This window comes from Myxococcales bacterium (assembly GCA_016717005.1).
Classification (GTDB): domain Bacteria; phylum Myxococcota_A; class Polyangia; order Haliangiales; family Haliangiaceae; genus UBA2376.
On the sequence record JADJUF010000041.1, the window covers coordinates 82,649 to 103,118 of the forward strand.

The 20,470-nt window shown below is 74.9% G+C and carries 16 protein-coding genes and 1 riboswitch; of the genes, 6 read left to right on the top strand and 10 right to left on the bottom strand.

Going from position 1 to position 20,470, the window contains the following annotated elements; translation table 11 throughout:
- Positions 1 to 103 precede the first annotated feature (103 nt).
- On the top strand, positions 104 to 1,333 hold the full coding sequence (locus IPL61_37255) for a right-handed parallel beta-helix repeat-containing protein (GenBank protein ID MBK9036840.1): 1,230 nt from the start codon (positions 104 to 106) through the stop codon (positions 1,331 to 1,333).
- Between the two features lie 202 nt (positions 1,334 to 1,535).
- Here IPL61_37255 and IPL61_37260 read toward each other — a convergent pair whose 3' ends face one another.
- The 3 genes from IPL61_37260 to IPL61_37270 all read right to left on the bottom strand — a co-directional run bounded on the left by IPL61_37260 (position 1,536) and on the right by IPL61_37270 (position 4,962).
- The gene (locus IPL61_37260) at positions 1,536 to 3,101 is read right to left on the bottom strand and encodes a DNA polymerase Y family protein (protein ID MBK9036841.1); all 1,566 of its coding nucleotides are present in this window, start codon (positions 3,099 to 3,101) and stop codon (positions 1,536 to 1,538) included.
- Positions 3,102 to 3,105: 4 nt separating this feature from the next.
- Positions 3,106 to 3,783 (bottom strand): recombinase A, encoded by a 678-nt coding sequence (locus IPL61_37265; protein ID MBK9036842.1) that lies wholly within the window; start codon positions 3,781 to 3,783, stop codon positions 3,106 to 3,108.
- Between the two features lie 144 nt (positions 3,784 to 3,927).
- Positions 3,928 to 4,962, bottom strand: coding sequence for an aldo/keto reductase (locus IPL61_37270; protein ID MBK9036843.1), 1,035 nt, complete (start codon positions 4,960 to 4,962; stop codon positions 3,928 to 3,930).
- Positions 4,963 to 5,140: 178 nt separating this feature from the next.
- Between IPL61_37270 and IPL61_37275 the strand changes: the two genes are divergently transcribed.
- Together IPL61_37275 and IPL61_37280 are read left to right on the top strand one after the other, a co-directional pair.
- The gene (locus tag IPL61_37275; GenBank protein MBK9036844.1) at positions 5,141 to 5,722 is read left to right on the top strand and encodes a lamin tail domain-containing protein; all 582 of its coding nucleotides are present in this window, start codon (positions 5,141 to 5,143) and stop codon (positions 5,720 to 5,722) included.
- Positions 5,719 to 7,710 (top strand): hypothetical protein, encoded by a 1,992-nt coding sequence (locus tag IPL61_37280; protein MBK9036845.1) that lies wholly within the window; start codon positions 5,719 to 5,721, stop codon positions 7,708 to 7,710. The genes IPL61_37275 and IPL61_37280 overlap by 4 nt, the downstream gene beginning before the upstream one ends.
- A gap of 194 nt (positions 7,711 to 7,904) precedes the next feature.
- On the opposite strand, the gene IPL61_37285 is transcribed toward IPL61_37280, so the two are convergent.
- On the bottom strand, positions 7,905 to 8,996 hold the full coding sequence (locus IPL61_37285) for a hypothetical protein (protein MBK9036846.1): 1,092 nt from the start codon (positions 8,994 to 8,996) through the stop codon (positions 7,905 to 7,907).
- 93 nt (positions 8,997 to 9,089) lie between these two features.
- Positions 9,090 to 9,256, bottom strand: a riboswitch (cobalamin riboswitch).
- 166 nt (positions 9,257 to 9,422) lie between these two features.
- Here IPL61_37285 and IPL61_37290 point away from each other — a divergent pair.
- From IPL61_37290 to IPL61_37300, 3 genes are all read left to right on the top strand, one after another.
- The gene (locus tag IPL61_37290; GenBank protein ID MBK9036847.1) at positions 9,423 to 9,788 is read left to right on the top strand and encodes a hypothetical protein; all 366 of its coding nucleotides are present in this window, start codon (positions 9,423 to 9,425) and stop codon (positions 9,786 to 9,788) included.
- The gene (locus tag IPL61_37295) at positions 9,788 to 10,879 is read left to right on the top strand and encodes a hypothetical protein (protein MBK9036848.1); all 1,092 of its coding nucleotides are present in this window, start codon (positions 9,788 to 9,790) and stop codon (positions 10,877 to 10,879) included. The genes IPL61_37290 and IPL61_37295 overlap by 1 nt, the downstream gene beginning before the upstream one ends.
- A 116-nt stretch (positions 10,880 to 10,995) precedes the next feature.
- Positions 10,996 to 11,370 (top strand): c-type cytochrome, encoded by a 375-nt coding sequence (locus tag IPL61_37300; protein ID MBK9036849.1) that lies wholly within the window; start codon positions 10,996 to 10,998, stop codon positions 11,368 to 11,370.
- 69 nt (positions 11,371 to 11,439) lie between these two features.
- Here the strand turns inward: IPL61_37300 and IPL61_37305 are convergent, their stop codons facing one another.
- Genes IPL61_37305 through IPL61_37330 form a run of 6 tightly spaced genes read right to left on the bottom strand, consistent with a single transcriptional unit; the run spans position 11,440 to position 20,470 of the window.
- On the bottom strand, positions 11,440 to 14,163 hold the full coding sequence (locus IPL61_37305) for a BatD family protein (GenBank protein MBK9036850.1): 2,724 nt from the start codon (positions 14,161 to 14,163) through the stop codon (positions 11,440 to 11,442).
- Positions 14,163 to 16,433 carry a hypothetical protein gene (locus IPL61_37310; GenBank protein MBK9036851.1) on the bottom strand — a complete coding sequence of 757 codons (2,271 nt, stop codon included), beginning with the start codon at positions 16,431 to 16,433 and terminating at the stop codon, positions 14,163 to 14,165. Before IPL61_37310 ends, IPL61_37305 begins: the two co-directional genes overlap by 1 nt.
- On the bottom strand, positions 16,430 to 17,455 hold the full coding sequence (locus IPL61_37315; GenBank protein MBK9036852.1) for a VWA domain-containing protein: 1,026 nt from the start codon (positions 17,453 to 17,455) through the stop codon (positions 16,430 to 16,432). The genes IPL61_37310 and IPL61_37315 overlap by 4 nt, the downstream gene beginning before the upstream one ends.
- A complete protein-coding gene (locus IPL61_37320; protein ID MBK9036853.1) occupies positions 17,452 to 18,480 on the bottom strand; it encodes a VWA domain-containing protein in 1,029 nt (342 codons plus the stop codon). Before IPL61_37320 ends, IPL61_37315 begins: the two co-directional genes overlap by 4 nt.
- The gene (locus tag IPL61_37325) at positions 18,477 to 19,493 is read right to left on the bottom strand and encodes a hypothetical protein (GenBank protein ID MBK9036854.1); all 1,017 of its coding nucleotides are present in this window, start codon (positions 19,491 to 19,493) and stop codon (positions 18,477 to 18,479) included. Before IPL61_37325 ends, IPL61_37320 begins: the two co-directional genes overlap by 4 nt.
- On the bottom strand, positions 19,490 to 20,470 hold the full coding sequence (locus tag IPL61_37330) for a DUF58 domain-containing protein (GenBank protein MBK9036855.1): 981 nt from the start codon (positions 20,468 to 20,470) through the stop codon (positions 19,490 to 19,492). Before IPL61_37330 ends, IPL61_37325 begins: the two co-directional genes overlap by 4 nt.

A 20,470-nucleotide genomic window follows, 5' to 3' on the forward strand; every position in this document is an offset into this window, starting at 1 on the left:
GACGTAGGTGGGCGAGATCACGGGCCGCGCGCGGCTCGCGACGAAGGCGTGATCGCGATCGGCCGCGGTTGCGGCGTACACTCCCATGACGCCAACCTCGCCCGTGTCGCCCACCCGTCGCGCCGCCGTGATCGCGCTGCTCGCCACCGCCGCGTGCAGCGGCGACGCGGGACCGGTCCGCGACCCGATCAGCTTCGACGCCCCGTATCGACCGCCGGCCGATCGCATCGATCCGACGACCGCCGCCACCTGGGACGACGCCGCGTTCCGCGCGCTGGGGGCGGCCCGGGCGGCGCGCCCGCCGGCCCTGCCCGCGACGACGGCGCAGCGCTACGTGTCGGCGGCCACCGGCGACGACGGCGACGACGGCTCGGCCGCGGCGCCGTGGCAGACCCTGCGCCACGCGGCCGAGGTGGTCGAGCCCGACACGACGGTGTGGCTCGACGCCAGCGGCGACTACCAGGGCGGCGTCCGGATCGACCGCGGCGGCGCCGACGGCGCCTGGGTGGTGTTCGCCGCGATGCCGGGCGCCCGACCGCGGGTGGTCGGGGACCCGAGCGCCGACGCGGTCATCGACATCGACGCCAGCTGGGTGGTGGTGGCCGGCCTCGAGATCGCGGACCACCAGCGGGCCGGCCTGGCCGACACCTACGGCATCCAGGTCGCGACCACGACCGACGACATCTCGCACGTGCAGCTGCTCGGCAACCTGATCCACGACATCGGCCCCGGCGTCCTCGAGCAGCCGACCTGCGCGTACGACGGGCACGGCATCATCGCCCAGTCCCAGGGCCACCGCATCGGCGTCCTGACGATCGACGGCAACGAGCTCCACGACGTCTACGCCGGCACCAGCGAGATCCTGGTGGTCAACGGCCTGGTCGAGGCCTTCCGGGTCACCAACAACTACGTCCACGACGTCGACAACATCGCGATCGACATCATCGGCTACGAGCAGCGCCCCGACGAGACCACCTCGAACGGGCTGGTGGCCGACAACGTCGTGCTCGACGCGTCCAACTACTGGCCGTACTGCACCCGCGGCAACTGCGGGTACCCGGTCGGCGACGAGTCGTCGGACGGCATCTACGTCGACGGCGGCGCCGACCTGATCATCGAGCACAACGTCGTCGGCCGCGCCGATCACGGCATCGAGCTGCAGTCGGAGAACGGCGAGCTGATCCGCGACACCGAGGTCCGCTTCAACCTGGTGTTCAACAGCAACTACAAGAACCTGACCATCGGCGCGTCCGCGCGCACCACCGAGCACGACAACGTGCTGATCGACGACCCGCGCCTGGCCGACCCCGACCTCGAGGCCTGCCGGCCGTGACGCGCGGGCCGGCGCCCGGCGCGCCGCCGAGCCCAGCGCTCGTCACGTCCCGGTCGAGCACCGGCCCGCGCGCCGGGCGTCTCGCGTCACAGGTGGTCCGATCGAGGCGTGCCCCTCGAGACGCCGACCTGGCTGGATCAGCACCGCCGACCTCGGAGCCCTCCTGCACCGGCCTGGGTTCGGCGACCGCCCCCGCTGCAGCTCAGCCGATCGCGCCGTGCAGGAACCAACGCCGGCGCGCGGGGTCGTGGAACAGCCACAGGCAGTCGCCGCGGCGGGTCTCGGCGAAGTGGTACTCGCGGTGCACGCCGGTCACGCCGCCGTCGTCGCCGCCGCCGGCCCACCAGCCGCCGCTGACCACGTACGGCCCGACGATGTTCGTGACGGTGCCGTGCTCGAGCCCCGACAGCACCCAGCCGTCGTCGCGCACGCGCGGCGACTGCGGCGGCAACAGCCGCGGCCGCACCAGCACCCGCCGCACCAGCACCACCGGCTGATCGCGGCGCGGGCGCGGCGCGATCATGCGATCGATCCGGACCCAGCCGTACTGGGCCTCGGGCAGGTGGGCGTCGCGCAGCACCGGCCGCACCACCGCGTCGTCGCCCAGCTCGGCCCGCAGCCGCGCCAGCGCGGTCTCGGCGGCGCGCAGATCGCGGCGCGGCCGCTCGGCGAACAGCGCCAGCTGCTCGCGGGTCGCGGCGACGTCGTCGGCCCACACCCGGATCGCGACGACGCCGGCGACCGGCGGCTGGTGCTCGAGCCGCAGCCGCACCAGGCCCAGGAGCGCGCGCCCGTCGAGCGTCGGCGCCGCCGGCTTGACGCAGTCGACCCGGCGCTCGTGGCGCCCGACCCCGAGCTGGAGGTTCCACTCGAGCGACAGCGCGGTCAGCGCGCGCCGCTGGCTCGCCAGCCGCGCCAGCAGCCGATCGAGCGCGGCCTTGGTCGCGAACACCAGCCGCTCGGCGTCGACCTCGGGCTCGTCGAGGAAGACCCGCTCGTCGAGCGCCTCGGGCGGCGGCTCGGGCGCGAGCGGATCCCAGCCCTCGCCCGCGGCCAGCGCGTACAGCCGGTGCGCGGCCGCGCCGAACCGCTCGAGCACGCCGCCGCCGGGCAGGCGCACCATCTGGCCGAGCGTGGTCACGCCCAGGCGCGCCAGCTGGTCGCGCAGGCGCGGCGCGATGCCGATCCGATCGAGCGGCACGGCCCGCACCGCGGCCCGCTCGTCGGCGTCGCACGCGAACACGCGCACCACCACCGCGCGCGCGCCGCCGCCGTCGACCAGCCCGTCGCCCAGCGCCCGCGCCAGCGCGCAGGTCGCGAACCGCGAGAACCCGACGACGACCACGCCGAGCAGCTCGACCGCCGCCAGCTCGGCCGCGACCGCCCGGCCCCACGCCGACGCCGACGGATAGATCGAGCCGAGCCCGGCGCCGCCGAGCCAGAACGTGCCGAGCGCGTCGTCGGCGTCGTCGCCGCGCGTGACCTCGGGCGAGCACCCGTGCAGCCGGCGCGCGAGCGCGTCGATCGCCGCGGCCAGCTCCTCGGGCGGCACCACGCCGGCCCGCAGCGCGCCGGTCAGCGCCAGCGCGTGGGCGTAGCGCTGGCCCGGCAGCACGCCGTGCGCGCGCGCCCGCTCGCACGCCCAGCGCACCAGCCCCTGCGGGCGATCCTCGTCGACGACCACGGTCGGCTCGGCCCGCCAGGTCGGCTCGCGCCGCCACAGGAGCTGCAGCGGCAGCGCCGGCAGATCGACGCACGCGACCCGCACGGCGCTACCGCAGCCCGGCCGGCGGCACGACCGCGACCGCCTGGCTCCAGCCGGGGCCGCGGCGCTTGTCCTTGAGCGCGCGCACCGCCACCTGGAAGCCGCCGCCGCGCACGCGCTCGCGCACCGCCTCGGCGCGCAGCGACACGATCGAGCCCAGCGACGCCGCGTCGCGCGACCGCTCGGTGATCGCGATCAGCGCGGCGTCGTGGCGCTGGGCCAGGCTGACCAGCCGACCCTGGGTCGCCGTCGGCAGCTCGCCGGCGGCGCCCAGCTCGAGGACGATCAGCCCGAAGCTGCCCGAGCGCAGGAGCGTGTCGGCCGCGCGCGCCAGGGTCAGCGTGTCGCGCGTGCGCACGACCACCAGCGCGTCGAGATCGACGCCGCTGTCGGCGAGATCGGGCGGGAAGAAGCACGCGCCCGGCAGGACGATCCACGCGCACGGCTCGCCGCGGCCCTGGGCCTCGAGCAGGAGCGCGGTGGCGGCGGTGAGCGACGCGACCGCGCCGACGCCCGACAGCTCGGTGAGCCGCCCGGTGAGATCGTCGAGCTGCCAGCGCGGGCCGGCCGGGCTCGCGCTGGCCGCGCGCACGTCGTCGAGCGAGATCACCCGCGCGGCGGCGGCCGCGCTCGAGCGCGCGCGCGCGCGGTCGACGAAGTCCTTGGCGTCTAGATAGCTGCTCATGACGGGTCCGCGCGCGTGCGCCTGATCATACGTTCAGCTATCGCACGCGCCCCTGTCAACGCCGATCCCGCCACGCCGCCGATCGCCCGCGCCAACCACGCGCCGCGCCTTCACTCCGGACGCGATCTCGGATGGTCGCCGCGCTCAGCGGTCCATGCCGTCGAGGAAGCGATCGCGCTCTTGGAACTCGGTCATCCAACCGGGATACTCGGGCGGCAGCGCGCTGACCTTGTCGAGGGCGGCCAGCTCGTCGGCCGCCAGCCGGACCTTGGTCGCGGCCAGGTTGTCGGCCAGCTGCGCGTCGGTGCGCGCGCCGATGATCACGCTGGTCACCGCCGGCTTGTGCAGCAGGTAGGCCAGCGCGATCTGCGCGATCGACACGTCGTGGGCCGCCGCGATCGGCCGCATCGCCTCGACGCACGCGAACGCGCGCGGCTTGTCGACCAGCGGGAAGTCGAACGCGGTCCGGCGCGCGCCCTCGGGGCCGGCCGCGCCCTCGGTGAACTTGCCGGTCAGCAGCCCGCCGGCCAGCGGCGACCACGGCATGATCCCGAGGCCCTCGGCCCGGCACAGCGGCACCAGCTCGCGCTCGATGTCGCGGCTGGCGATCGTGTAGAAGACCTGGGCCGACACGAACCGCGGCAGCCCGGCGCGGTCGGCGATCGCCAGCGCCTTCATCGCCATCCACGCCGGCAGGTTGCAGAAGCCGACGTAGCGGACCTTGCCGGCGCGCACGACGTCGGCCAGCGCGCCGATGGTCTCCTCGAGCGGCGTCACCGGATCGACGCCGTGGATCTGGTACAGGTCGACGTGATCCATGCCCAGCCGCCCGAGCGAGCCGTCGATCGCGTCGAGGATGTGCGCGCGCGACAGGCCGACGTCGTTGGGCCCCGGCCCGACCCGCCCGCGGACCTTGGTCGCGATCACCAGGTCGCTGCGACGCACGCCGAGCCGGCGCACCGCCTCGCCGACCAGCCGCTCGCTCTCGCCCTCGTGGTAGACGTCGGCGGTGTCGAGGAAGTTGACGCCGGCGTCGATCGCCGTGCGGAGCTGACCGGCGACGGCGTCGAGGCCGAGCTTGCCGATCACCTCCCAGAAGCCCTTGCCGCCGTAGGTCATGGTGCCGAGGCACAGCTCGGACACGTACAGGCCGGTGCGGCCGAGTCGGTGCATGCGCATGGAGTCCTCCTTGGTGGGCGCGACCTTACCTCCAGGCGGCGGCGCGTGTTCCCGGCCCGCGCCGATCTGCGACCTGCGCCCACCCGGATCCCAGATTTCTGAGGCTCCGCGCCGGACGGTCCTGGCGCTGCGCCCAGTTAGTCGTGGCACGATGGTTGCTGACTCCTCGGGTCGAACCATGCGTCGCCTCGCTGCCTTGTGCCTCGCGCTCGCCGCCTGCGACGATCCCGGCGGCGCCGTCGACGCCGGCGTCGACGCGGGCCTCGACGCCCAGGTCGGCCAGGGCAGCGAGCCCACCGGCGATCTGGTGATCAACGAGGTCGCCCCGCGCGGCGTCGGCAGCGACTGGGTCGAGCTGCACAACCGCGGCGCCACGCCGATCGATCTGTGCGGGTACTTCCTCACCGACGCCGCCGATCGCCTCGATCACTACCTGCCGCTGGGCGGCGTGCTGCCGCCGGCGCCGTGCCCGCCGCTGCCGCTCGCGCCCGGCGCGTACCGCGTGATCCTGCTCGACGGCACGCCGCTGCCGACCGACACCCCGATCGATCCGCTGCACGCGCCCTTCAAGCTGGGCGTCGCCGATCAGGTCCACCTGGTCACGACCGCCGGCGGCATCGGCGACGGCGTGCTGTTCCTGTACCCGCGCGGCCCGGCCGAGCCGGCCGACGTGGCGCTGGCGCGGGTGCCCGACGGCGGCGGCCTGTTCTTCGCGGTCGCGCCCTCGGCCGGCGCCGCCAACCCCGCGGTGCTGCCGTGAGCCCGACCCGCGCGCTGCTCGCCGTGGTCCTGTCCGCGGCGGTCGCCGGCGCCGCCGGCTGCGCCGACACGCCGACCTGCGAGCTCGCGGCCGGGGCCCGGGCCGACGCCATCCCCCGGATCGGCTGCGCCACCGACTTCGCCGCCCAGGCCACCACCAAGGACGACTCGGTGTTCGCCCGCACCGAGACCATCCTGGTCATCATCGACCGCGAGGACGGCGACGCGCTGCACTTCATCGACAGCGTCAAGTACCCGCTCCACTACCACTACGCGACCGCGCACCTCGAGCTGCCCGGCAAGACCGCGGTCGGGTCGCTCGCCGACTTCAACCTGCTCAACTACCGCCGCGCCAACCGCCGCTTCATCCTCGGCAAGCTGGTGCGCTACGTCGATCAGGACCTCCTGACCTACGAGCTCGCGGCCGGCGACACCGCCGACGCCGCCATGATCATCGCCGCGTTCGAGCGCGTCCGCGACGGCATCTTCGACGGCGACGACCTGCGCTACCGCGCGGTCTCGGCCGAGCAGGAGCGCCACCTGCCCGAGCTGCGCGACCGCATCCCGACGGTCGCCACCGACGACGTCTTCCGCGGCCAGACCTACCAGCCGCTCAACCCCGGCGTCGCCTACGGCGTGCTGCGGTTCCGCAAGACCGCCGCGCTCGACGGCGTGCCGCTGGCCCCGACCGATCTGGTCGTGCTCGATCGGGTGCCCAACGACGTCGCGATGGTCGCCGGCATCATCACCGCCGAGTTCCAGACCCCGCTGGCCCACGTCGCGGTGCTGGCGCAGACCCGCGGCACGCCCAACATGGGCCTGCGCGACGCCTGGGACGATCCGCGCCTGCGCGGGTTCGCCGATCAGCTGGTGCGGCTCGAGGTCGGCGCCCAGGACTTCACGATCGCCGCCGGCGATCCGGTCGCGGCCCAGGCCTACTGGGACTCGCTGCGCCCGAGCACGCCCCAGCTGCCGCGCCACGACTCGGTGACCCTGCCGATGTTCGACGTCACCCGCACCACCGTCGCCAACGTGATCCAGATCGGCGCCAAGGCCGCCAACCTGGGCGAGCTGTACACGGTCGGGGTCGGCACCGGCCACGACCTGCCGCTGCCCGACCGGCCGCTGGCGATCCCGTTCGCGCACTACGCCCGGCACCTGGCCAGCGCCGGCGTGCAGCCGCTGATCGACGCGCTCCTGGTCGACTACGCCGCCGGCGCGGTCGATCAGGCCCAGCTCGAGCAGCGCCTGTTCGCGATCCGCTGGCAGCTCTACACCGCGCCGATCGATCCCGACCTCCTGACCGCGCTGGTGCCGCTCTTGCGCGCGCGCTGGACCGACACCACCCACCTGCGGTTCCGGTCGTCGACCAACGTCGAGGATCTGGCCGAGTTCACCGGCGCCGGGCTCTACACCTCGGTCGGCGCCGAGATCGGCGACGGCGACGTCGGCCTGGCCAACGCGATCAAGACCGTCTGGGCCTCGGTCTGGAACCCGCAGGCGTTCGTCGAGCGCGAGTTCTACCGGGTCGATCAGCGCGAGGTCCGCATGGCGATCCTGGTGCACCCGGCGCAAGAGGACGAGCTGGCCAACGGCGTCGCGCTGACGCTCAACCAGTTCTCCGACCTGCGCCCGGCGTTCTACATCAACAGCCAGCTCGGCGAGGTGTCGGTGACCAACCCGACCGGCGCCGCCACGCCCGAGCAGATCCTCTACTACACCTGGTACGAGGAGCCCGAGTACGAGGTGATCACGCGCTCGTCGCTGATGCCGTGGGCGGTCGACTGGCCGGTCGCTGACGCGATCCTCACCGACGCCGAGCTCGACGAGCTGGCCGGCTACCTCACCGACATCAGCGCGCGCATCCGGGTGCGCTACCCGGGCTCGGTCGCCGACGTCGAGTGGAAGCTCTTGCCCGGGCGCCAGCTGATCATCAAGCAGGCGCGGCCGTTCCGACAGCGCACCGCGCCGGCCAAGCCGACGCCGTGACCGGCGCGCGCGCCCGCGTCACCGACGGCACGGGTCGTCGCCGACGCCGGTCGAGCGGCCGAGCGCGAGCGCCGCTGCCGACGCCGTGACCCGCGCGCGCGCCCGCGTCACCGACGGCACGGGTCGTCGCCGACGCCGGTCGGCCGGCCGAGCGCGAGCGCGGCGGTCGCCGTGACCCGCGCGCGCGCCGGCCGTCAGCGACAGATCAGGTTGTTGCCGAAGCCGGTCGGCCGGCCGATGTCGAGCGCGGCGGTCGTGGTCTCGACGCCGTCCTTCCAGATCCGCACGCCGCTGGCGCCCATCGTGCCGTCGGCGCCGATCACGTAGCCGTCGGCGCACGCGGCGACGTCGTCGATGCGCTGGGTCATCTTCGAGGTCACCGCCCGCGGCGCCCCGGTCGTGAGATCGAGCGCGTGCAGGCGCCCGAACTGGCTCGAGAAGTCGGGCGTGAAGCCGGTGACCGCGACCCAGATCGCCGAGCCGTCGGGCGCGACGTCGAGGTGGTTGGCCAGGCCGCCGAGCGCGGCGTTGGTCACCAGGCAGCCGCTGGCGTGCGGCGTCGGCCCCGGCGTCACCCGCGCGATGCACCCGGTCGTGAAGTCCGAGAACGACGGCGCGGTGCCGATCAGCAGGTCGCCGTCGCCGGGCGCGCGCACCAGCAGCCCGACCGGGTTCTGGTCGGCCAGCGGAAACGTGGTGGTCACGGTGTCAGTGGCGCTGTCGATCACCGCGACCAGGCCGGGGCCGCGGGGGGTGAACGTGCCGTCGAGCAGCCCGCACACCACGACCACCTGCGCGCCGACCGCGTAGGCCGAGACGCAGTCGGGCTTGCCGTCGGGATCGCCCGCGATCGCGATCGTCGTGAGCGCGCGGGTCGCGCGGTCGATCACGACCACGCCGGCGCCGCCCAGCGCCGGCACGTACAGCTTGCCGTTGGCCGCGGCCACGTCCTGGGGGTTCGAGCCGCCGCCGGTGCCGTACTGATCGACCAGCGCCAGCGGCGCGCCGCCGAGCACGGTGACGTTCTCGCCGCGGTCGCGGTTGACGATCATGACCTCGTCGCCGATCCGGCGCAGGAACGGATCGCCGCCGGCGACGCCGGCCAGCGCGTTGGCGCGCACCGTGCCCGCGGCCACGTCGATGGCGCTGAACACGCCGGTGGTCGCGAAGTCGCCGGACACCGCGTAGGCGGTGGGGCCGGCGGCGCTCGCGTCGGGGGCGCCCGCGTCGGGCCCGCCGAGGTCGTTGTTGTCGCCGCACCCTGCGGCCGCCAGCGCCAGTCCCACGAAGAGAGAGATCGTCCCGGTGCTCGTGCTCAGTCGTCGCATGTGTCACCCCGCGTGACGGGGGCACACGACCGCGCAGCACGGCCCTTGCACCCCGAAGGTTGTGCGAAGGGCCGGTCTCCTGACTCCCGATTCGTCCTACTTGCGGCGCCTTCCCGGTGTCCCGGTGGCAAGTCGTGCCGCGTTCGTCCTCGGTCACAGTAGCGGGGGCTGTGCCGGATTCACACCGGCTTCCCGTCACCCATCGCGTGGTTGATCTGCGTCGTCGTCTGTTGTTCGCTCCTTGCCTCGCCTCTGTACCGGCGCGCGCGCGGGCTGTCAACGGCCCCGGCCGCGCGCGGTTGATCCGCCGCCGGCCCTGTCGATCCCGGTGGTCCCTGCTACACCTCGGGGGCTCGCAGGTGCGAGCGCGCCAAGGAGTACGCCATGCGACTGTCGATTCTTCTCTCGCTCACCGCCGCGCTCGCGGCCGGCGGGTGCGCCGCTGACACCGACGAGCGGCCGGCAGAGTTCCCGTACATCGTCAAGGCCATCCTCGAGCCGTCGTGCGCGACCGCGACCTGCCACAGCGCCCAGACCGCGGCCGAGGGCCTGGACTTCTCGAGCCTCGCGGCCGCGCAGGACACCTTCGACAGCCGGGCGCTCGCGCCCCAGACCGTGGACCCGAACGACTCGGAGCTGCTGTTCATCCTGACCACCAGCGGCGAGAAGCGCATGCCGGTCGACAGCCCGATGCCCGACGCCGACATCGCCCTGATCGAGCGCTGGATCATCGCCGGAGCCGCACGCTGATGCGCGCCGCCATCATCGCCATCGCGCTCGCGGCCACCGCCGCGGTCGCCCACGCCTACCCCCAGTACCAGCTGTCGCGCGAGCAGACCTGCAGCGCGTGCCACCTGTCGCCGACCGGCGGCGGGCTGCTCAACGGCAACGGCGAGCTCACCGACGAGGACGACGCCAAGTGGGGCGGCGATCCGACGTTCCTGCACGGCGCCACCGAGCTGCCCGAGTGGCTGCACCTCGGCGGCGACGTCCGGTTCGCGGCCGGGGCCTCGGATCGCGGCGCCGGCCTCGGCGGCGCGGCGTTCCCGATGCAGTTCGAGACCCACGCCCAGGCCGACAAGGGCGCGCTGAGCGTGGTCGCCGATCTCGGCGTGACGTTGCCGCGCGAGGGCGAGCCGCTGACGGCGATCCTGGCGCGTCAGCACTACGTGCAGTGGCGCCAGGGCGATGAGGGCTGGTACGGCCGGGTCGGTCGGTTCATGCCGACCTACGGCCTGCGCCTGGCCGAGCACACCGCCTACACCCGCCGGTTCGGCGGCACGCCCCTGTTCGCCGAGACCTACGGCGCGTCGGTCGGCTGGGTCACGCCCGGCGCCGAGGTCCACGTCACCGGGTTCGCGCACGATCGTTTGCGGGCGTCGGTCGAGGACGCCGACGGCGCCGCGCTCTACGCCGAGAAGCGGTTCGGCAAGATCGCCGTCGGCGCCGAGGCCCGCTACGCCAACGGCGACGCCGACGTCCGCACCGAGGGCGGCGTCACCGGCAAGCTGTGGCTCGACGGGCCCGCCGTGCTGCTGTCGGGCGAGGCCCAGCTGGTCCACCAGTCGTTCGACGCCGGCTCGTCGCGCAACCAGGTGGTCGCGTACGTGCTGACGTCCTGGTTCCCGGCGCGCAGCTACATGCTCGACGTCGGCCTCGGCCACTACGACGAGGACGTCAAGGTGCCCAAGCTCGATCGCGACACCGCCGAGGTCAACCTGCACTTCTTCCCCAAGGCCCACATGGAGCTGGTGCTGATGGGCCGGGTCCAGCTGCTCGGCCTGGGCGGCGGCGGCCCCGGCTCGGGCTACGGCCTGCTGCAGTTCCACTACCGACTGTGAGCCGCGCCACGACCGCTGCCCGCGGGTTGGTCCGGGTCAGGACGGCAGGACCGCCGCGGCCGCGCCGCCGCCGCCGCCGAGATCGGTATAGTCGGGGCTCACGCAAGGAGTACCCGATGAAGTCCACGCTCACGATCGCCCTCGTGCTCGCCGCCGCGGCCCTGGCCGGCTGCGGATCCCACGGCGAGCCCACCGGCTCGGTGTGCCCCCAGGGTTCGACGCTCACGTACCAGAACTTCGGCAAGTCGTTCATGGACACGTACTGCACCGACTGCCACTCGAGCGCCAAGACCGGCGCCGCGCGCCACGGCGCGCCCGCGTTCCACGACTACGACACCGTCGAGGGCGTGCGCAACACGATCGACCACGTCGACGAGAACGCCGCCGCCGGCCCCGACGCGGTCAACACGCTCATGCCCGCGGACGATCCCCGGCCGACCGAGGCCGAGCGCCGGCAGCTCGGCGAGTGGCTGGCCTGCGGCGCGCCGTGATCCTACCCGGCGCCTACCTCGGCGACGCCTGCCGGACCGCAGGCCGGCTCCCACCGCGTCAGCGCGCCCTCAGCCAGCTGCGCTACGCGCGGCGCCCTCGCTGCGGCGCGGCCGAGGCGGGGGGGGGGGGGGGGGGGCCGGGGGGGGGGGGGGGCGGGGGGGGGGGGGGGGGGGGGGGGGGGGGGGGGGGGGGGGGGGGGGGGGGGGGGGGGGGGCCTGGGCGGCCGGGGGGTCGCGCGCGACCGGCTCGACGGCGCCGGCCGGCAGCCAGCCCGCGAGCGCGTCGCTGATCCGGACCCGGACCCACTCGCCGCGCCGCTCCCCGATCGCCAGCTCGGTCCCGGCCGGCAGCGGCGTCGCGCGCGCGGCCGGCGCCACCGCGCTGTCGGCGGTGCGCAGCACCATCGCCTGCATCACGACGGCGTCGTCGGCCCGGCGATCCTCGATGAGCAGCGACACCGTCATCGCCGCCCACACCAGCCCGGCGCCGATCGCGACCGGCGTGAGCCCGCGCCGGCGCGCGCCGCGCCACGGCACCAGCACCAGGATCATCACGGCGAACGCGAACGCGCCCACGAGCAGGCGGCGATCGCGCGACCAGCTGGCGTGGAAGAAGAACAGGGTCGCGGTCGCCGACGTCGCCGGCGGCCGCAGCTCGGCCGGCAGCCGGCTGCGCACCCACGCCAGGTTGCGGCGCGCGCGGCCGTCGCTGCCGTCGAGCGTCAGCGCCCGGCGGTAGGCCAGGACCGCGGCGCCGACGTCGCCGCCGCCGAGCGCGGCGTTGCCGAGATCGGTGTAGACCGCGGCGGTCGGATGGGTCTTGACCGCGCGCGCGAACGCCGACGCCGCGGCGGCGAAGCCGCGCTGCTTGACCGCGGGATCGGTCGCGGCGAGCGCGTCCTGGTAGGCGCCGCGGGCGGCGGTCAGGGTCTCGTCGGCCCAGGCCCGGCCCGGCGCGCCCAGCACGGCCAGGACGATCAGCGCGGCGGCGACGCCGCGGCCGCGGGCGCCGGTGCGCGCGTCGCGGGTCCAGGCCTCGAGCAGCTCGGCCAGCTCGGCCCGCAGCTCCGACGACAGCGGCTCGCCGCCGGCGTCGGGGGCGAACCCGGCGTTCTCGATGCGCGCGATCAGCCGCTCGTCGACCGAGCGCCCCAGCGCGCGCGCGGTCGCGGTCAGCGTCCGCGACAGCCCCAGCGCGGCGTCCTTGGCCGGCGCCTGGCGCGCGCGCTCGATCTCGGCCGCGAGCGCACGCAGCGCGACCTTGACCTCGCCGACCACCTCGCGCCGCGCCGCGCCGCGCCGCCGCGCTAGCGCCAGGCCCAGGAGCGCGAGCGGCGCCAGGTACAGCGTCGCGACGATGCCCCACAGGACGCCGCGCCCGAGCGGGCCGCCGCCGCCGCCGGGCGGTGACAGCGCCAGGTCGACGCCGGTCAGCGCCATCGTCGTCGACGGCTCGGCCGCGGGCGCCGCGCTGCCACCGGTGGCGGTCGGCGCGCCGACCACCTGGGCCGCGCCGACCACCGCGCCGCCCTTGACCGACAGCGCGATCGGCTCGCTGTGGATGGTCTGGTAGGTGGTGTTGGCCGGATCGAAGTACGAGAAGGCGATCGCCGGGATCTCGGTGGTGTCGCCGGCCGTGACCTGGACCGCGACCTTCCAGGTCTTGGACAGGCCGTCGTCGGCGAGCTCGCCGATCGGCGCGTCGAGCGGCACCGCGAACCTGGCCTTGGGCAGGCCGCCGGGGCCGTCGAGCGGCGGCAGGCCGACGCTGTCGAGGCGCTGGTCGCTCTTGACGGTGAGCTCGAGCTCGAGCGGCTCGCCCAGCTGGACCACCGAGCGCGACGCCCGCGCGGCGATCGAGAACGAGCCGCCGACCGCGCCGGCGAAGCTCGGCGGCTTGTCGGTCTCGGGCACCGGCCGGACGTCGAGCGTGCGCGCGACGTCCGAGGCGCGGAACGTGTCGGTGCGCGCGACCGGGAAGCCGAACGCGTCGCGGCCCTGGCCGACCTCGAGCTCGACCACCACCGACGCCGGCTCGATCGCGATCGGGCCCGAGCGCCGGGGCGTGACCAGCACCGGGAACCGGAACCGATCGAACGCGACGCCGTTGCGGGTCACGCGATCCTGGACGTAGCCGATCTTCTGCGCGCCCTTGTCGGTCACGAAGTCGAGCACCTGGCGCGGGTTCGCGGGCGGCGGCACCTGCACCGACAGGACCCCGTCCATGTTCAGGAGCGGCACGCCGAACTGCGGCTCCTGCGGGCTCTTGCGCAGGAGCCACTCGATCTCGGCCGGGAAGGTCTCGCCGATGTAGACCGGCCGACCGGGCAGCGTGATGCCGAACTGCATGTCGGAGGTGGTCGGTAGGTCCACGACCTCGAGGTTGCCGCCGCGCACCGCGACCTCGGTGGTGCCCTGCGTGACGGTGGTCGACGGCAGGTTGAACACGCCGGCCCGGTCCGCGGTGACGCGGTAGGTGAGCACCCAGGTGCCGCCGCCTTGCTGCATGCGCCGGCCGTTGACGGTGACCTGGAAGCCGCCGCGGAAGTCGGCGTCGCCGGGCGTGATCGCCAGCCCCGGCACCGTCAGCGACGGCAGCTTCGGCGCCGGATCCTGCTCGAGGCCGTCGACGACGATCGCCAGCACGAACGGCGCGCCGACGAAGGCCTTCGACCCGAGCTGGTAGCGACCCTGGGCGCCCTGCGCGCGCGCCGTCGCGTGGGCGCCCACGACGATCGCCAGCGCGACCACGGCGGCGAGGGCGAGCCGCGCGGTGAGCCTCGAGCCGCCCATCACCAGTCCTTGTCCACCGGATCGTTGCCGGCGGCCTGGCGCTCGCGCTCACGCTTCTCGCGCTCGCGCTGGGCCTCGCGCTCGCGCACCTGCTGGAGCTGCTGCTCGGCGCTCTGCTGCTGATCCTGCTGCTTCTGATCTTGTTGATCTTGCTCGTCCTGCTGATCCTGTTGCTTCGGGTCTTGCTGCTGGTCCTGCTTGGGCGGCTGCAGCAAGCGCAGCGCGTTCTCGAGGTGCTCGAGCGCGGTCTGCTGCGCGTCGATCGCGGGGCCGATATCGAAGCTCATCTGCGCTGCCTGGTCGCGGGCCTGGGTCAAGGTGGTGGTGGCATCTTGCATCGAGGTGAGGGCGCTGCGCACCTCGCCAGCGGCCTGACCGAGCGTCTGGGGCGACGGCCCGCCCCCGTGCGCGGCGCCCGCGCCCTGCTGCGCGGCGGCGTCGGCTTGCCCGGCCAGGGCCTGGGCGATGGCGTCGGCCATCTGGCCGTGGCCGCGCTCGCGCTCGATCAGCCCGGGCAGGCGCGCGGCCCGGCCGGTGTCGTCCTCGGCCTGGGCCGCGGTGGTGTCGTCGCGGGTCTCGCCCTGGGTGCGGATCAGCTCCTGGAGATGCTCGATCACCGAGAAGAACAGCTTCTGCAGCTCGACCAGCTTGGCCTCGGCCAGCTTCGCGGAGTCGAGGGCGGGCGCGCCCTTGCCGCCGGCCGCCACGACCGCCAGCGCCGCCAGCGCGCCGTCGGCCTCGAGCCGCAGCGCCTCGGCTTGGGCGAACATGGCCTTGGTCTGCTCGAGCTGCTGCGGGTCGGGCGCGGGCGCCGCCGCCGCGCCGGGATCCTGCGACTGGGGCGCGGTCGCCTTGGCGAGCTCCTCGGCGATCATCGCCTGCATGCGCGCCAGGCGCGCGCGGTTCTTGCTGACGCCCTCGGCGACCCGGCGCGCCCGCTCGGCCGCCGGCAGCGCCTCGGCGCCTGCCTCCGGCGGCGTGATCGCCGCGACCACGCCGCGCTGCTCGCCCAGCGTCACGTCGATGAGCTGGCGCAGCGCCAGGAACTGCTCGATCGCGCGGGCCAGCGCGACGATCGCCGCCTGGGCCCCGGCCGCGCCGACGCCGACGTCCTCGGCCGCCAGCGCGTCGGACGCGTGCTTCATCTCGGTCGAGGCCTCCTCGATCGCCGGCATCGCCGCCGCGATCTGGGCCTTGACCTGCGCGGCCTCGGCCGCCTTGGGATCGGCCGCGTCGTCGCCGCCCGAGGCCGGCGCCGCCAGCGCCGCCTCGAGCCGGGCCTTGACCTCCTCGAGCCGCGCCCGCAGATCGATCTGGTCGCCGCCGAGCCCGCGCGCGGTCAGCCACGCCGGCAGCGGATCGTGCGTGCCGCTGTGCGCGGCCAGCGCCGTCAGGTACCGCGCCAGCTGCAGCTCGTCGGCGGCGACCCCCTGCAGCACGGTGATCGGATCGAGCAGCTGCTCGCGCGCGCGCTTGAGCGACTCGAGCGCGGCGCCGGTGCGGCCGTGGGCCAGCTCGCCGGCGAGCTCGTGCAGGTTGCGGCGCGCGTCGGTCATGGCCTTGCGCGCGTCCTGCACGTACAGATCGAGGTTCTGCAGCTGGACCAGGCGGACCTGCTCCTCCTGGCTGCGCTCGGCCTCGGCCTTGCCGCCGATCGCGGTGATCTCGTCGCCGGCCAGGTCGGCGATCGTGCCGACCTCGGCCGTGAGCGTGCGCTGGCGGGTGGCCGCGGCCTCGAACTCGTCGCGCGCGGCCAGCGGATCGCCGCCGCTCGCGGCCTGGCCGATCCACAGCGCCCGGGCCGCGTCGCGCAGCCCGCGCTGGGCCGCGATCGCGCGATCGAGGCGCTTGGCCAGCGCGTTCTCGCCCTGACCGGCCTGATCGACCAGCGCCAGCAGCCGGGCCTCGACCCGCTCGAGGTTGGCGCGGGCGTCGGCGTCGCCGGGTCGGCGGCGCACCGCGTCGGCCAGCCAGGTGCGCGCGCGCTCGTACGCGGCCATGGCCACGTCGGGCGTGGGCGGCTGCGCGGCCATCGCGGCCTCGGCCCGGGCCACCGCCACCGCCGCCAGATCGAACGCCGCCCGGAACCGGACCTCGTCGTCGAACCCGGCCTGGTCGCGCGCGGCCAGCAGGCGCTGCTCGGCCTCATCGAGCTCGCCCGCCCCCAGCGCCGCGACGCCCCGGTTGTACTCCTCGCGCGCGGCCCGGCCGCGGTCGCTGCCGCACGCCACCAGGGTCAGCGCGATCCAGATCGCGACCAACGTCTTCACGACGACCTCCGGGCGCGCGCGCCGACCGCGACCGCCGCGAACAGCGCGACCAGCGCCAGCACGATGGGCCACACGAACCGCTCGCCGTGGACCCGGCGCAGCGACATGCGATCGGCCTCGGCCCGCAGGATCGGCGTCACGTTCTGACGGACGATCGACTCGAGGTCGAGGGCTGAGGTGCCGGCCGGCACGTAGGCGCCGCCGGTCTCGGTCGCCATCTGACGCAGGGTGTCGCCGTCGAGCCGCGAGATCACCGGCTGGCCGTCGTGGCTCAGCTGGGTCTTGGCGCCGGTCTGGGGATCGGTCAGCACGATCGGGCTGCCGGTCTCGCTGCCGAGGCCGACCGCGATGATCCGCACGCCCTCGCCCTTGGCGACCTTGGCCGCCTCGAGCGGGTAGCTGTCGTGATCCTCGCCGTCGGTGATCAGCACGACCAGCTTGGCGCCGGCGCCGGCCGGGAAGCCGGCGGTGGCCGCGCGCAGCGCCTCGCCGATGCGGGTGCCGCCGCGCGCGACGCTGTTGACGTCGACGCCGCGCAGCACGAGGTTGAAGTAGCTGTGGTCCGGGGTCAGCGGGCACAGGAGCGCGGCGCGGCCGGCGAACGCCACCAGCCCGACCCGGTGGCCCGGCAGCTGCCGCACCATCTCGCTGATCTCGGCCTTGGCGCGGGCCAGCCGGTTGGGCGCGACGTCCTCGGCCAGCATGCTCCTCGACACGTCGAGCACGATCATCACGTCGGCCGAGAACTGCGACGCCAGCACCGCCTGGTCCTGGCCGCGGGTCTGCGGCCGCATCAGCGCCCACACGCACGCCAGGAGCGCGACGCCGACCAGCCCGAGCCGGACGATCGTGCGGGTCATCGACGCGCGCACGACCAGGCGCGCCTGCATGACCGGCGACAGGAACCGCGCCAGCGCGTCGCGGCCGCGCAGCTCGAGGACGACCCACGCCGCGACCGCCGCCGCCACCGCCCAGACCAGGTGGATCCAGCCGCCGTGGGCGTTGGTCCAGTCGGGGATCATGGCAGCCTCCGCAGGAGCGTCGCGCGCAGCGTGACCGCGCCGGCGATCGCCAGCATCGCCAGCGCCACCAGGTAGCCGTAGAGCTGGTTCGGCTCGGCGCCCTGGGTCTCGTCGATCTCGGTCCGCTCGAGCCGGTCGATCTCCTTGTAGACCTGGCGCAGGCCGTCGAGGTCGGTGGCCCGGAAGTAGCGGCCGCCGGTGGCCTCGGCGATCTTGCGCAGCGTGTCCTCGTCGATCTGCACCTGCATCGACACCAGCTCGGTGCCGCCGCCGAACCGGCTCGGCACCCGCACCGGCGCCCGGCCGTTGGTGCCGGCGCCGACGGTGTAGACCTTGATGCTCGCGTCGCGCGCCAGGCTGGCGGCCGCCAGCGGCGCGACCTCGCCGACGTTGGACACGCCGTCGGTCAAGACGATCGCGACCTTGCTCGCCTGGGGCGCGGCCCGCAGCCGCTCGACCGCCTGGGCCAGCCCGTCACCGACCGCGGTGCCGTCCTCGCGCTGCTCGGTCACGATCTCGACCTGGCGCGCGGCGGTCGCGAGGTTGGCGTGATCGAGCGTCAGGGGCGACAGCGTGTCGGCGTAGCGCGCGAACGCGATCAGCCCGATCGCGTCGTCGGGCCGGCCGCCGAGGCCGCCGCCGCCGAGCACGAACTGCTCGAACACCCGCTTGACCGCGTCGAGCCGGGTCTGCTCGTGGTCCTGGTCGGACAGGTCGAGCGCCTGCATCGAGCCCGAGTGATCGACGACCATCATCACCGCGATGCCGCGCCGCTTGATCCGGTGCTGGCCGTCGTAGCGCTGCGGCCCGGCCAGCGCCAGCGCCAGCGCCAGCACCGCGAGGCCGTAGAGCGCGTCGGGCAGCCACGCCAGGCTGGTGCGCCAGGTCGCGCCGTGGGGCAGCGCCGCCAGCGACGAGAACTGGACGCGCCCGGCGGCGTGGCGGGACAGCAGCACCACCGGCGCGATCGCCAGCGCGGCCAGCAGGTACCAGGGGTGCGCGAGCTCGATGCCGAACAGCGTCATGCCGCCTCCTTGTGGCGGGTGTCCTCGATGAAGGCCCGGGCCGCGGCCAGGCTCGCCAGCGACTCGTCGGCGGTCGGGCGGTAGCCGGCGAACTTCACCCGATCGCAGGTCTCGAGGAACGCCGACAGCAGCTCGCGGTGCGCGCTCGACAGCCCGGCGGCGCGCCGCGCCACCTGCAGGAACTCCTCGGTCGTGAGCTCGGGCGCGCGCAGCGCGAAGCGATCCTCGAGGTAGTGGCGCACGACCGCCGACAGCTCCACGAACCAGTCGTCGATGCCGACGTCGTCGGGCGCGCCGCCGCGCTCGAGCGCCGCCAGCCGCCGCACCGCGATCTCGTAGGCCGAGATCCGGGTGCGGACGATCGCCTGGCGTCGGTACGCGCGCACGCCCCAGACGATCGCGCCGAGCGCGATCAGCCCGGCCGCGATCAGCCCGGCGATCAGCCACCACGCCAGGCCGCCGACGACGATCGCCAGGCGGCCGCGGGCCGGCGCCAGGGCCTCGGCGGCGCGGGCCGGATCGACCGGGGCGACCGCGATCGGGATCTCCTCGGTCAAGAGCTCGGTGGCGGCGCTGCTGGTCGCGCCGGCGGCGGCGGCGCTGGCGCGCGCGTCGGTGACCAGCAGCCGGAACGGCGGGATGCGGTGCTTGCCGCTGCCGGGCGGCTCGAGCGTGTAGGTCTGGACCTCGACGGTGCCGCCGTCGTCGCGGCGCTGGGTGTCGTGGACCCAGCCGACCGCGGCGAAGCGGCCGAGGCCCTCGTCCTCGAACGGCGCCGCGACGGTCACGCCCGGCGCCGCCTCGATCGTCAGCTCGAGGTAGAGCGGATCGCCGAGCTGCGGCGCCGGCGGCCACACCTTGACCGTGGCCTTGACCGGGCCGTTCTCGCTGATCTTGACGGTGGCCTCGGGCGTGGGCCGCGGCCGGGCCTCGCCCGGCTGGGCGTGGCGACGCCCGCACCCGCCGACGGCCAGCGCCACGCACAGCGCGACGGCGACGACGCGCGCGGTCATCGCCCGAGCCTCCGCTGGCGCTCGCGGAAGAACCGCAGCAGCGGATCGACGACCGAGCCGCCGGCGTCGATGTGCAGCAGATCGACGCCGCTGGCGCGGAGGGTGTCCTCGAGCCGGGCCCGCCGCGACCGGGCCACGTCGGCGACCTGCCGCCGGTAGGCGTCGGACCGGGTGTCGACCAGCCGGGTCGCGCCCGTCTCGGCGTCCTCGAGCGTGACCAGCCCGGCCGGCACGAACGCCTGCTCGCGCGGATCGGTCACCAGCGCCGCGACCACGTCGTGCTTGCGGTTGGCGTGGCGGAGCACGTCGAGGTAGCCGTCGTCGAGGAAGTCCGACACCAGGAACACCACCGCGCGCCGCGGCAGCACCTTGCGGCAGAACTCCAGCGCGGCGCCGATCGAGGTCGACCGCCGCGGCGAGCGGGCGGTGACGTCGCGCAGCCCGCGGAACCAGCCCCAGACCCGGCGCGGCAGCTCGGTCGGGCGCCAGCGCGGCGACGCCGAGCCCGGCACCTCGCGGCCGCGCGCGAACACCTCGCGGATGATCCGCAGCGCGTGCTTGTCGCCCTTGCGCGGCGGGATGAACACGTCGGCGCCGCCGTGGAACAGGAGCAGGCCGACCTTGTCGCCGCTCTCGACCGCCGACAGCGCCAGCAGCGCGCACAGCTCGACCGCGGCCTCGAGCTTCGAGCGCGCGCCCGAGCCGAAGTCCTGCGAGTGGCTGACGTCGCACAGGAGCATGACCGTCAGCTCGCGCTCCTCGACGTAGCGCTTGACGTGGGGCTCGCCGGTGCGCGCGGTGACGTTCCAGTCGATCGCGCGCACCTCGTCGCCGGGCACGTACTCGCGCACCTCCTCGAAGTCCATGCCGCGGCCCTTGAAGACCGAGAGATAGGCCCCGGCCATGACGTTCGCGACCTGGCGGCCGGTCACGAACTGGATGCGCTTGACCTCGCGGGCGAGCTCAGCAGGCAACAT